The organism is Dellaglioa sp. CoH-56-MRSF-10, assembly GCF_056782175.1.
Window position 1 is genome coordinate 1 of the sequence record NZ_JBXAYF010000008.1, and the last position, 13,172, is coordinate 13,172.

Below are 13,172 nucleotides of genomic sequence, written 5' to 3' on the forward strand. Positions count from 1 at the left end.
ACTTTTTTCTTTATTTCAACTGTGAACATAGTAAAACCCCCTGAGTTAGATTTCTCCAACTCAGGGGGTTCACTTCATTCCCCTACTTAATCACTTTTTTAAATATTCTAATTAATTACATCTTTTATCGCCCAAACGGGGCTCGAACCCGTAATTCCGCCTTGAGAGGGCGACGTCTTAACCAATTTGACCATTGGGCAAAAATACTCTTTTAAGTATAACCCATATAGATTTGATGTCAATGATTTTTATGCCAAATTAAAAATTGAATAAAACAACAATACAGATACAAACCGAGACAGTACAATGCAGCAGCCCACATAACAAAAGATAACCATTTATATTGTAGGAGAACTTTCGTGGTACCTATCAATAACGTTGTGACACACGCAATCAATAATCTAATGTATAACTTTTTTAATTCACGTCTTAGTTTTATTTCCAATACGTTCGCCTCAAACCCATCTATAGAATAATAACTTAATAAAATGTGCAAAACTTTAGCTTAATTTATTCATTTGTACTTTCTCTACATAACACAATCTTTATGTCCTTCATTATAACGTTATGTATCAATTAGAAAAGTAATCATCACTTTTCTTTATCAATAATTAATCATCTTTACTATTTCTTATTGTTTCAACAAAATATTACTATTTTCTATTTGACAAAAGACCGTTATATCGCTAAAATTAGGAAGTTAATTATTCTTGGGTAATAGCCAAACTGGTAAGGCGCCGGACTCTGAATCCGCAATCTGTAGGTTCGATCCCTACTTACCCAATCAAGTGTTTTCATAGAGTTTCATAAGGTTTCATCTAGATTCAACAAACCGTAGTCAAAACCGTAGTCAAAAAAATAAACTGTACGGGCATGTATGTACTGATGCATCTACTTTCTTAAGTAGGTGCTTTTTATTTTCCCTCAACAAACCGTAGTCATTTCATCACATCTAATTAAATCTACTTCCTTTAGGGTGTCTTGAATGTCTTGATAACCTTTTTAATTGCATCCCTTTAGGGGGTCCGAAATGTCCGAATACTTATTTTTGCCTACATATCTAATAAGTCCCAGGGATGAATAGCTGCACCCATATACTAATATTTGCTAACATATTAGGTATAAATGAAGTATCATTTTGACGAGCTTACTAGAGTTTTGATGAGCTTTATAAAGTATTTTATGGCAAGTTTTGGCAGGTTCTAACACTAACCCTATTACTTACTTTAAGAATACCTAAACATCAATTATAGATAAGGTATTATTTATTACACCTTATCCTCGCCGCTTCGCCTTTTAAAATTTTATTCACTGCATTTAACGGAAAAGATATAGAGTCTATATTTGTTGCAACTGCTGTAAAAATTTTATTAATTTTATTAGTTTCTTGATCTATCAATTCTATATTTTCTTCTTTATTTTTCAATAACCATTTTACTGCCATAGTAAGTTCATCGTATGTTTTCATTAAATCACTCCAAAGTGTAGCAATATTATCTTGATAGGTATCACATTTTTTTGATAATTCGGGTACATAGCTAACGTATGTTTCAAAATAAATTACATATTCATTCTTCAAATTAGTAATTTCATTCAATTTTTCTTTATTAATTTTTGTACCCAAATTACGAATATCATCTATTGTTTCTAATGTACCCTTAGAGAAAATATCTTTTTTCATTAAAATAATATTGGCGGTAAATCTATTATTAATAGAAATTAATCTAGATATGTTCTTAATATCTTCTACAGCAAGGGCATTACTTAACTCATTTTTTCTTTGCTCTTTTAACTGAAACTTTGTATTTATATATGCAAACATAGCTGCACCACCAATACCTATGAAAGAACCTATATAACCTCCCCAAAATCCAAGCCACCCATCACTCGAACCTACTCCTGGAACAATGCCAATAAAAATATTGATGACCCAAGGGATGATAACAGTCACTATCAATATTACTAGTAAAATGAACCATTTATATTTTTTTATAAACCCCCATATTTTACTCACTGCATTACCTCCAAATATCTTATTTACCTCTATATTAAACAATAAAAAACAGGTAAACAATACCTGTCCCAACTCTATGAAATACTATGAAACTCTACGTAACTTAAAAGGTTTATTTTAATGATCACTAGTTACTCAAAAATCACTAAATGATGATTTAACTCACACTAAACTTTTTCACACTTTGAATCTGGCTACCGTTTGTACTTCCAACCGTATCATTCATGATGGATCATTTTAGATAGTATAGTTTATTTCTTTAGCTTTTTAAATGTTTGCACTTTCGTCAACACTATTAGTGTATATACTTTTTAGCTACTATGCTAAGAAATTCATTAATTTTGCTTTTCTAAATTTTAGCTAATATTCTAAGGCCCGGTATTTATCTGAAGATTCCCAGTTCCATATTTCATTTTTTACAAAAAAAGCACTCACGTTTGTGAATGCATTAATGAACCATTATGGAATATCACTATAAAGTATTATATTTATTTAACGGTTTAGCGTAAAGTTTTCTGTATCTATGTCTGGTCTAGTCGAATAGCGTGAGATAGTTTTAAGTGAAACGGTTGTTTTGTTATGATCAGGCACTAGGTAATATTTTTCTCGAAGACTTGCACCCGTGTACACCAACTCTATTTCCCAACCACCATTTCCATAGGGTACGTATCCTCCCAACGCTGCAGGAATATCATCATTATTATTAATTTTAGTTATAGTACTTTTACTTCTATCTGTTATTATCAAGTTAAAATTGCCGTAATTATCATTTGAATTTTCATGTTTGATAATCAGTTTAATCGCTTCATCAATTGATATTGATAGCCCATCACTGGATTGTTGTGTATCATCACTAGCATTGATGATAACGTTATTCACTAGAGTATTTCGACTACCATCAGTTAACTTTTGATTTACATAAGTAGCTATTGTCGACATACCAACTTTTTGTAGTTCATTATCTGCATTGTCATAATAAGCTACAGTATTATGTACATCCCCCAGTAATCTATAATATGGATTATCACCTTTTTGAATATAATACTTAACTGTACTTGAATTAGGTGTTTTAATTGAAACATTGAACCCATCTGCTATTTTATCCGTTAAACCATTCCAAAAACGATTTGCACCATAATAAGCGATTGCTACAGCTGACTGTTTAGGATGGTCTTTCATCTGCTGAACTGTCAGAGTTCCTACATTCCTACTTGCCTGTTTTTTCGTTTCCTGTAATTTACTTTTTTCTTTTTTTAACGATGAAACTTCTCTACTCATTGAACTAGCTATTTTCTTTGAACTTGCTTGTGATTTACTAGAATCAATAGAAGATGATTCATCCTTTTTTGAATTGCTGCTCCCACACGCAGTTAATGATAATAACATCATTGCTATCCCACACGTTACCAATACCTTTTTCATTTTGAAACTCCCCTAAAATTTATTTACCTTTAAATTAAACACTAAAAATGATAGGTAATCAATATTCGTATTCACCTTATGCACTTTTATAAAACTCTGTACAACATAATCTATATTTTCATACTAATAGTCGCAGGTTTTGTTAGATTTTTAACCATTCAAAGATATTTTATACTAAGTTTGTTCAGCCCCAAATGCCGCAATAACCCGTACGACATTTTCTATTTTGGCGTACAAAAAAACATCCACAGTATGGATGTTTCAATTAACCATTATATTTTATTTTGAGTTTGCTGTGCGTCTATTGCATCTTTGGCAGTCGTTTCTAATGCAAACTCATAAGTAAGCTTTGTTCCATTAGATTGTTTTTCTATCCATTCTCCATATGTTATATGTGATCCCTTTATTGTGTAAGGTATGCGATGTGAACCAGATTCACCCCTCATTATAATAAACTTATCGGTTATCTTATACGTATAATTATAGGCTCTATCTTTTCCCAGCTGTGTACGAACCACTGTATCACTTTTTGCGTAACCTAGAGTAATTAAATCAAAAAGGGAGTGCCGTGGAGCAGTACCATCTTCCATAGCTTTACTGATGTCCTCACCATTATATTTGATTGGAGCAAAACTAAATCCTTTTTTTAATTCATTTCTCACAAGATTAGCTGCCTTAGATGACCTTTCAGCTACCATACTTGATTCTTTGGCAGCTGATTCTGATGATGCTTTACTTTCAGAAGATACTTTTGCTTTTTTTATAGACTCTTTCTTATTTGATTCACTTTTTGATTTCTGCAAACTAGATGATTTTACCTCAGATGATGACGATTCCTTACTTGCACTATTGCTGTTCCCACATGCAACTAATAATAATGCAACCATTGTTGAAGCACATAATACGACTACCCTTTTCATTATCCAACACCCCTTTATTTTTATACACTCACATATTAAACACTAAAAAAAGCAGGTAAACAATACCTACCTCCTTTGTATGTACACTCTAAATACTTCAATAAAGTAATAAAGGGTTATATTTTAAAGTTTCTAACATTCATACCCGCTATTAATTTTTAATGCTATATATATTTTTAATTGACGAAGGCTACCAACAAATTCTGCTGGTAGCCTTCTCACTGAATATTTATATTTAATTTTGAGTTAATTAATTTTAAAATAAGTTACTAATTCTACTTCTAAACGATGTAACCCTACCTACTTTACATCCTTGCAACTCCTTGGTTGCGCCAGCGTGAATAAATGAATAGAAATCATCAAACTGAATAATTTATACTAAGAATATTAATATTGAGCTACTATAACCTTAACATGTTTTTGTTTATTGTCAATTTTTCCGAATGATTTATATAGTATTTTCTCATTTTATGTTCTATTTATGATATACTAAATGAGATATTTTAATGATGGTACTTAAATTAATAAAGTGACAGCAACTTAAATCCCCGATTCAATTCTGTCTCCTTCATTTTGAATACACTATAATAATAGTTTGGAGGTTTATACACTATGTTAAGTAAGACAAAAAAATTCTTAAGAGCAAACAAAATTTATTACGATAAAGAACATCTCAATCCATTAATGGTTCCAGATCGTATTTACGTACTTAATTTTGGCTTAGATGAGGATGATCTCAATAATAGATTTATCGTTGAATACACGTATACTTGGACTGGTCGAATCAAAATTAATAAAATTACGATTCGACTTCATAATCAAGTTAGCCCACATGAATTTCGTAATGAAACAGAATTACTGCATTATCTTAAAAAACACACTAAATCGAGCAAATAACATTTGCATTAATCGTCATTAGATGTTATATTAAACTTATGTATTTATGGTTCGGTTATTTAAAGGTGATTTGTTTCATTTATGAACACACTTCTTTTTAATAGTTCAATCAACAAATGCAAAATATATTAGTGCTTACAGCACATGGAGGTTTCATATTATGGAACAAGGTACAGTAAAATGGTTTAATGCAGATAAAGGTTTTGGTTTTATTACTCGCGAATCTGGCGACGACGTTTTCGTTCATTTCTCAGCTATCCAAGGTGACGGTTTTAAATCACTTGACGAAGGCCAAGCAGTTACTTTCGATGTTGAAGATTCTGATCGTGGACCACAAGCAACTAACGTTGTTAAAGCTTAATTATAAGCCTTTGAAACTTACCTTCGGGTAGGTTTTTTTTTTGCAATAATAACCGTATACCCTCTCATCAGCTGCTGTTGTATGACTGTATTTTTAAATTAAATAATTATTTATCATCCGGTTCCTACTATGCACTTTAGGTTACGTTCAAAATCAACTTTAAATTTATCAATATAAAAAATGCCTCATAATTATTAGACGTAGGTCTAACGATTATGAGGCATTTTTAAGTCACACTGTCTTTCAATATCATAATTCATCAACAACAATTAACTTAGAACTATTTTCATTTAAAATGCGTTGCTGTTTACATATCCTTGCCACTTACCATTTGCATTGTATATCGAGTAATATTTATTGCCATTAATTGAATAAGCATATTTTACTGTATATTTCGTACCTGAGTTAGCTATAGTTGACCCTTTTTTTACCGTCCAATTAAAATTACCCCAGATATCATAGCTTCTTTTAACAGAGACAATTTTATTGTATTTAGTATAAATATGGCTAGTTGCTTTATTATTCACATAACCCATCCATTTACCGGCATCGTTATAAAGTGAGTAGTAAATATTTCCGTTTCCTGTAGTATATCTGTATCTAACGTTATATGTTTGACCATAGTAATTACTAGAAGTACTTTTTTTAGATGACCACAAGAAATTACCCCAGACATTATAACCTTTATCGCTAATTTTGACCTTTGCCTTTAATGATTTAGCTACTAAGGTATTCGTAGCATTACTGTTAACATAGCCTTTCCAAACATTATTACCATTATATAGTGAGTAATACGTATTACCATTAATCTTATACGCATATTTAGCATTGTATGTCTGTCCGGAGTTAGTAACTGTAGATCCTTTTTTACTTGTCCAATTAAAATTACCCCAGATAGTATAGCTATTTTTAACAGAAACAATCTTATCATATGATGAATAAACTAAATTTGAAGCATTACTATTCATATAACCTAACCATGTACCTGCATTATTATAAAGTGAATAATAGACGTTACCATTACCCAATGTATATCTGTATCTGACATTTAAGTTTTGACCATAATAATTAGCTGTTGTTCCTTTTGCTGACGTATAGAAAAAATTACTCCAGATAGTATAATCACGTTTAGTAATTTTAGCGGTTGCTTTAAATTCTTTAGCTGAAGCAACCTCCATTGCGTTACTATTTACATATCCAGCCCATTTGCCTTTACTATCGTACAATGAGTAATATTTGTTACCATTACTGTGATTATAGTAATATTTTGCGCTATAAACTTTTCCAATTTTTCCAGTTGTCGTATTTTTAACTTTATTCCAACTAAAATTACCCCAAACATTATATCCAGATTTTTTAATTGAAACTAATTCATTATAACTTTGTGCTTTCCCAGCTGCGTTCGTGGGTGGTGTACTTTCTGTTGGTTTGTTATCTGTTGATGCACTTAAAAACCAATCAGCATTTTTACCAGACATGATACTTGCATCAATGTTTCCAACCCCTGATAAACCATGATTTGTAAAGTTACTTGTATATTGCCATAACGAATGACTTGTTTCCATTGGCTCATTACTTTGGTATGCAGCTAACCAAAAACCATCATATGCGTTAACAGCCGTACTGGCATATGTTTTCATAAAACTAGCATAAGAGTAAAGTATAATTTTACGATTACCTACATATTTAGCCATCTCATCAGCCCAGGCTTTTGTTGTGGCGTTAGTATTTGCTTTGCTAGCATTCGTAACCGTTTGATCTTCATAATCATTGACAAAGAACTTAGCATCCTTGGCACGGTTATATAAGTCTTTCGCTTCTACTCTAGCATCAGCAACATTTTCATATTGGCTAAATGAATAAACACCATATGGAATATTATATTTCTTCATCATCGCAATATTATGATCAATCACTAAATCTTTACGATTTGACCCATATTGAACACGTAAAATAATAAATTTAAAATTTTTCTTTAATACTTTAGCTTGTGCATCTGTAAATGATCCTTGAAATTCTGATAAATCAGGAATTGAATTATCGCGATTTGTAGCCGATTTACTCAATAAAGATGCTGATTTAACTAATGATTCAGGTACATTTGACCCCATCACACCTTCAGGCTTCGAAGTATTAGCCGAGGCCTGATATGCTCCGATACCAATACCTACTATCACACTAGATAAAAATAATACATATTTCGTCATTCTTTTCAAAATAGAAACCGCCCTTTTATTTTTTGTTTAATAACCATATTCTAGCATAATTTATAAGTCAAAAAGATTAAGATTAGAAAAAAAGACCTTCAATAAAAAAATAATAGACGTTTTATAAGCGTCTATTATTTAATTAAGATACTTTTTAAACCACTTAACACAGTATTTTTCTCGTTCAATTGCATGATCTAAAATCAAATAATGACCATATTGTTTGTTGATTTCTTCTTCTGAGAAAAAAATTAATTTCATTCTTCCTTCAAGATGATCTAATTTTACTTGATGTAACTGTAATTGCTCAATTAATCTTTGCTGTAATTGAACGTCATCTTTATTTTTAATAAAATAAAGTTTCAAAATAAATTCGTCTTTAATCGGTTTTAATTCCCCACTATCTGATACTAACCAATCCATTAAAACTTTTTTACCTTGTGATGTAATAGAATATATTTTCTTTTCTAACTTAGTACCTGCTATTTCAATTTCATGCGTAATGTATCCATCTTTTTCCATTATTTTAAGAGCAGGATAAATTTGACTATGTCCTGCTTGCCAAAATTCTCCAATATCAGTCGTAAATGCTTTAGTTATATCGTACCCCGATAATGGTTCTTGATTCAATAATCCTAAAATAATATATTGTAATTTATTTTTTTTTGCCATTTTTCCCCTTAACTTGACTTTTAATACTTATCAGTATACTATAATCAAGTAAACAAAAACATGTAAACTTTTACATGTATAAATAAACACTTTAAAGGAGAACAAAAATTATGACAAATACAGAAAAAAAGTTTAAAACATTAGATGATTTCTTAGGTACACATTTTGTATATACTTACGATAACGGTTGGGAATATGAATGGTACGCTAAAAATGATCATACTGTTGACTACCGTATCCATGGTGGTATGGTTGCTGGACGTTGGGTAACTGATCAAGAAGCTCACATCGTTATGCTTACTGAAGGTATTTATAAAATTGCTTGGACAGAACCTACAGGTACTGATGTCGCTCTAGATTTCTTACCTAACGAAATGAAAATTAACGGAACAATCTTCTTCCCTAAATGGGTTCAAGAACATCCTGAAATTACAGTTACTTACCAAAATGACCATATCGATTTGATGGAAGAATCTCGTGAAAAATACGAAACATATCCTAAAATGGTTGTCCCAGAATTTGCTACAATCACTTACATCGGTGATGCCGGTCAAAATAACGAAGATGTTATCAATGAAGAACCTTATGTTGGTATGCCAGATGATATTCGTAATGGTAAATATTATGACGAAAATTACAAAATGATCAAAAAGAACTAATTTATTCCAAATAAAAATCGTCTGAACTTTTAAAAGTTCAGACGATTTTTATTTTATAACTTTTTTATCTTAAAGACGTGCATTTAATTCTTTTGAAAGGTCTTCGAAGCCAGGTTTACCAAGTAAGGCAAACATGTTCTTTTTGTATGCTTCAACACCTGGTTGGTTAAATGGGTTAATTCCATTCAAGTAACCAGATACAGCTACAGCTGCTTCAAAGAAGTAAATTGTATATCCTAATGTGTAAGCGTCTTGTGTAGGAATGTTCAAAATCATGTTAGGAACATTACCATCAGTATGAGCTAAAACAACACCTTGGAAAGCCTTTGTATTAACAAAGTCCATTGTCTTACCTTCTAAGTAGCCTAAGCCATCAAGATCGCCCTCTTCTTCAGGAATAGCAGTATCATTAACGGGAGTTCCCACATTAATTACAGTTTCCATCAAGTTACGACGGCCTTCTTGAATATATTGGCCTAATGAATGTAAATCAGTTGAGAAATTAGCTGAAGATGGGTAAATACCCTTTTGATCTTTACCTTCAGATTCGCCCATCAATTGTTTCCACCATTCTGAGAAATATTGTAAACTTGGTTCGTAGTTTTCTAGAATTTCAGTTGTGTAACCTTTACGGTATAAAATATTACGTAAAGCTGCGTATTGATATGCTTCATTTTTTGTTAAATCAGCATCTGAATATTCAACACGTGCGTCTTCAGCACCTTGCATCAAGGCATCAATATCAGCACCTGAAGCAGCAATTGGTAATAAACCAACAGCAGTAAGAACTGAGAAACGGCCACCAACGTCATCAGGAATAACAAATGCTTCATAGCCTTCAGAATCAGCTTCAACTTTTAAGGCACCAACTTTACGATCAGTTGTAGCGTAGATACGTGAGTTAGCTTCTTCTTTACCATATTTTGCGATTAATTTTTCTTTGAAAACACGGAAAGCAATTGAAGGTTCTGTTGTTGTACCTGATTTAGAAATAATATTAACTGAGAAATCACGATCACCAATTAAATCTACTAAATCATGTACGTATGAAGGACTAATTGAATTTCCAGCAAATAAGATTTGAGGTGCATTTCTTTTTTCAGCTGGTAATAAGTTATAGAATGTATGGTTTAAGAATTCAATAGCTGCGCGAGCACCTAAATATGAACCACCAATACCGATAACGACTAAAACTTCTGAATTAGATTGAATTTTTTTAGCTGCTGTTTTAATACGAGCGAATTCTTCTTTATCGTAGTCTTTAGGTAAATCTAAAAATCCACGGAAATCACTACCTGCCCCTGTACCGTTGCGTAATTCACTATCTGCTGCAGTAACAAGTGCTTGCATTTCGCCAAGTTCATTGTCTTGGACGAATTTTGATAAGTTAGAACTATCGAATGAAATATGTGCCATTTTAATTATCTCCCTCATATTCTTTATTTAACAACTTACATTATACAATACTTAGTAGAAAATATAACAGTCAAACAGAACTTTAATTACAAATTCCGTTATTTTTTTTGTTTACTATGAGAATATCCGTAACCGTAATAAGCAACTAATCCTATAATAATCCAAATTAGAAAGGCAACCCAGATATTAATCGGTAACTGAATCATCAAATAGACTGAAATAATTATAGACAAGATTGGTAACAATGGTACAAATGGAACTCTAAATTGGCCTTTACTAGGTTCACCAAATTGTTTCCTTAAACTTATTAATGCCAAAGCCAAAATAACAAGTACGGTTAACGTTACAATATTAGTCAATTTGGCTAAACTTTCAATAGACACTAACCCACTTGCAATCGCAATAAAAATACCGACTGTCCATGATGCTGCTTTGGGCGCATTCGTCTTATCGCTAATTTTTGCTAAGTATTGGGGCAATAATCCGTCTCTCGCCTCCGAATAAATCATTCTCGATAAACCATAGGCTAATGCAATTAAGACGCTTAGAAGCGTTATTATTGCACCTACCGAGATTATATTTCCAATAATACTCTGATTTACAAATCGCATCGCAAATGCAACTGGATCACTAACATTTAATTGTGTATACGGGACAATTCCGGTTAATACTAACGTAACAATAATATAAAAAATAGCAGAAATACTTATCGCACCAATAATTCCTTTTGGAATTGTCTTTTGCGGATCAATTACTTCGTCTGATGCCATCGCAATAGATTCAAACCCTAAAAAGGCAAAAAATACTAATGCGGCCCCACTCATTACCCCACTTGTACCAAATGGCATAAAGGGTTGCCAGTTACCAGGTTTAATGTAAAAAACACCCACTACTATAAATAAAAGAATAATCGCAAATTTTACAAATACCATTATTTTGCTTAAACGTAGTGCCTTTTTTGCTTCAAATGTTGTTAACCATGTAACGACTAACGTAATTATAACAGCAATAATATCGATATATGACCCTCTTGCTGCATTATACGATGCACTCAGCGCAACAGGCAGGTGGATATTAAGCCCTATCAAGAACCCCTGCATATACGCAGACCAACCTGAGGCAACAGAAGCCCCCGCTAGAATATATTCACAAATGGTAAACCAACTAACGAACCAGGCTATAAACTCACCAAAAATAACATAAACATAATTATACGAACCACCAGAAACTGGTATTCTTGATGAAAATTCTGCATAAGAAAAGCCGTTCATTATAACTGCAATTGCGGCAATAATAAACGACAAAATAAGGGCAGGACCAGCCTCTTGACTGGCAGCATTCCCCGTAACAACGAAAATACCTGTACCAACTGTTGCGCCTAACCCTAAAAGAATGAGATCACCGGTTTTAAGGGTTCTTTTTAATTTACTAACATGATGAGTTGTCGCAAATTCTTTTTTCCTTAAATCCATCGATTAACACTCCTTCACCATTTTATAAAGTTTTCATAATTCCTAACATAATAACACCTAAAATAACAAATATTGATCCAAGTGTGACATAAATCATCTCATGCTTAGTCTTCTTTTCTCCTAATAAGTAGATACTACCGAATGTTGAAATAACCACTCCCATTTGAGAAAATGAAAAACTAACAGCTTGACCTAATTTAGGAATTGATAAGAACATAAAGATGTTACCAGCGCCCCAAATAAGTCCCGTTAATACATTTTTAAAAGTTGATGAGTGCATAATAACTTCATTTGCAATAAGCGCAACAAATCCAGCACCTATAACCATACCAACAGCTTGTGGCAAGATTGTTGCCATTGTAAATGCACGTGATTCATCAGCAGTCATGCCCACTGTTGCATAATGAACAACAATTGTATAACCTACGTAACCAATTGTTGACAAAATAATAGCACGTACACCAGCAGCAGTATTCTCATTTTTTTCTGAATCAGATAGAACTGAATTTTTTTTATCTCTCAATGATGTCAAAGCAGCACCAGCAATAATAACGATCATCGCTATAGTACCAATCACAACCATTTGAGTTGTCTTCCATTCATTAAACAGTATGACACCTGCCAACGCATTACCAGCTAACTGTAAGCCTGTTGAAACAGGAACTGTTTTTGAGATTCCGATTGCTTTCATAGCATGGAATTGTTGATTTTGACCTAAACTCCAAAATAAACCAGAAACGATACCAATAATCCAGACTTTTGTGTCCATTTCTGGTTGATAAATACCATAAATGGCAATTCCAAAAATCAAGGCACCCCATGTCATACCAACTGTTTGTTGGTTGGCAGTTCCGCCAAGTTTTCCACTTATAAGTCCAATACTACCCCATGCAATTGCAGGGATTACTGCCATTAAGATAATCATAATTAATTAAATCCTCTACTCTCTCTCTTTTATTCTTTTTTCGCGATTTAACTATTTTAGCAGTAAAGTAACCGTATTTACAACCCTTAAAACAAAAATTTGATGATAGCTTTAGCAACATTTGAAACGGGTTACATTCGAAATCCATCAAAAACACTCATAAACGTTTAATTACAAGCATTTTGTTTTTATGAATTTTTTATATTT

11 protein-coding genes and 2 tRNA genes are annotated in these 13,172 nt (G+C 32.2%); 4 read left to right on the forward strand and 9 right to left on the reverse strand.

All coding sequences use genetic code 11. From position 1 onward, the window contains the following. Window positions 1–127: 127 nt before the first annotated feature. A tRNA-Glu gene (locus AC1RP4_RS07075) sits at window positions 128–200 on the reverse strand. A 511-nt stretch (window positions 201–711) separates the two neighbouring features. Here AC1RP4_RS07075 and AC1RP4_RS07080 point away from each other — a divergent pair. After that, window positions 712–784 (forward strand) — tRNA-Gln (locus AC1RP4_RS07080). A 477-nt stretch (window positions 785–1,261) separates the two neighbouring features. On the opposite strand, the gene AC1RP4_RS07085 is transcribed toward AC1RP4_RS07080, so the two are convergent. From AC1RP4_RS07085 to AC1RP4_RS07095, 3 genes are all read right to left on the reverse strand, one after another. Then, on the reverse strand, window positions 1,262–2,014 hold the full coding sequence (locus AC1RP4_RS07085) for a hypothetical protein (protein WP_481761916.1): 753 nt from the start codon (window positions 2,012–2,014) through the stop codon (window positions 1,262–1,264). 492 nt (window positions 2,015–2,506) lie between these two features. Beyond that, window positions 2,507–3,436 (reverse strand): hypothetical protein, encoded by a 930-nt coding sequence (locus tag AC1RP4_RS07090; RefSeq protein WP_481761917.1) that lies wholly within the window; start codon window positions 3,434–3,436, stop codon window positions 2,507–2,509. 272 nt (window positions 3,437–3,708) lie between these two features. Then, a complete protein-coding gene (locus AC1RP4_RS07095; protein WP_481761918.1) occupies window positions 3,709–4,356 on the reverse strand; it encodes a hypothetical protein in 648 nt (215 codons plus the stop codon). 612 nt (window positions 4,357–4,968) lie between these two features. Here AC1RP4_RS07095 and AC1RP4_RS07100 point away from each other — a divergent pair. Next, complete coding sequence (locus AC1RP4_RS07100) at window positions 4,969–5,253, forward strand: hypothetical protein (RefSeq protein ID WP_481761919.1); 285 nt, start codon at window positions 4,969–4,971, stop codon at window positions 5,251–5,253. A 160-nt stretch (window positions 5,254–5,413) separates the two neighbouring features. Next, window positions 5,414–5,614, forward strand: coding sequence for a cold-shock protein (locus AC1RP4_RS07105; RefSeq protein ID WP_057973786.1), 201 nt, complete (start codon window positions 5,414–5,416; stop codon window positions 5,612–5,614). A gap of 290 nt (window positions 5,615–5,904) precedes the next feature. On the opposite strand, the gene AC1RP4_RS07110 is transcribed toward AC1RP4_RS07105, so the two are convergent. Both AC1RP4_RS07110 and AC1RP4_RS07115 read right to left on the reverse strand, forming a co-directional pair. Then, a complete protein-coding gene (locus AC1RP4_RS07110; protein WP_481761920.1) occupies window positions 5,905–7,821 on the reverse strand; it encodes a GH25 family lysozyme in 1,917 nt (638 codons plus the stop codon). 138 nt (window positions 7,822–7,959) lie between these two features. Beyond that, window positions 7,960–8,493 (reverse strand): PadR family transcriptional regulator, encoded by a 534-nt coding sequence (locus AC1RP4_RS07115; RefSeq protein ID WP_409022286.1) that lies wholly within the window; start codon window positions 8,491–8,493, stop codon window positions 7,960–7,962. A 110-nt stretch (window positions 8,494–8,603) separates the two neighbouring features. On the opposite strand from AC1RP4_RS07115, the gene AC1RP4_RS07120 reads away from it, so the two are divergent. After that, window positions 8,604–9,152, forward strand: a complete 549-nt coding sequence (locus AC1RP4_RS07120) for a phenolic acid decarboxylase (RefSeq protein ID WP_481761921.1) — start codon at window positions 8,604–8,606, stop codon at window positions 9,150–9,152. A 69-nt stretch (window positions 9,153–9,221) separates the two neighbouring features. Here the strand turns inward: AC1RP4_RS07120 and AC1RP4_RS07125 are convergent, their stop codons facing one another. From AC1RP4_RS07125 to AC1RP4_RS07135, 3 genes are all read right to left on the reverse strand, one after another. Further along, window positions 9,222–10,568 carry a glucose-6-phosphate isomerase gene (locus AC1RP4_RS07125; RefSeq protein ID WP_481761922.1) on the reverse strand — a complete coding sequence of 449 codons (1,347 nt, stop codon included), beginning with the start codon at window positions 10,566–10,568 and terminating at the stop codon, window positions 9,222–9,224. Window positions 10,569–10,666: 98 nt separating this feature from the next. Next, entirely contained in the window at window positions 10,667–12,040 is a 1,374-nt protein-coding gene (locus tag AC1RP4_RS07130; RefSeq protein ID WP_481761923.1) for an amino acid permease, read from the reverse strand. A gap of 22 nt (window positions 12,041–12,062) precedes the next feature. Next, window positions 12,063–12,965, reverse strand: a complete 903-nt coding sequence (locus AC1RP4_RS07135; protein WP_409022282.1) for a GRP family sugar transporter — start codon at window positions 12,963–12,965, stop codon at window positions 12,063–12,065. Window positions 12,966–13,172: the final 207 nt, after the last annotated feature.

Coding starts and splice junctions, on each gene's coding strand:
- AC1RP4_RS07100 (WP_481761919.1), top strand. CDS start 4,969: ATGTTAAGTAAGACAAAAAAATTCTTAAGAGCAAACAAAATTTATTAC.
- AC1RP4_RS07130 (WP_481761923.1), bottom strand. CDS start 12,040: ATGGATTTAAGGAAAAAAGAATTTGCGACAACTCATCATGTTAGTAAA.
- AC1RP4_RS07090 (WP_481761917.1), bottom strand. CDS start 3,436: ATGAAAAAGGTATTGGTAACGTGTGGGATAGCAATGATGTTATTATCA.
- AC1RP4_RS07135 (WP_409022282.1), bottom strand. CDS start 12,965: ATGATTATCTTAATGGCAGTAATCCCTGCAATTGCATGGGGTAGTATT.
- AC1RP4_RS07110 (WP_481761920.1), bottom strand. CDS start 7,821: ATGACGAAATATGTATTATTTTTATCTAGTGTGATAGTAGGTATTGGT.
- AC1RP4_RS07095 (WP_481761918.1), bottom strand. CDS start 4,356: ATGAAAAGGGTAGTCGTATTATGTGCTTCAACAATGGTTGCATTATTA.
- AC1RP4_RS07120 (WP_481761921.1), top strand. CDS start 8,604: ATGACAAATACAGAAAAAAAGTTTAAAACATTAGATGATTTCTTAGGT.
- AC1RP4_RS07115 (WP_409022286.1), bottom strand. CDS start 8,493: ATGGCAAAAAAAAATAAATTACAATATATTATTTTAGGATTATTGAAT.
- AC1RP4_RS07125 (WP_481761922.1), bottom strand. CDS start 10,568: ATGGCACATATTTCATTCGATAGTTCTAACTTATCAAAATTCGTCCAA.
- AC1RP4_RS07105 (WP_057973786.1), top strand. CDS start 5,414: ATGGAACAAGGTACAGTAAAATGGTTTAATGCAGATAAAGGTTTTGGT.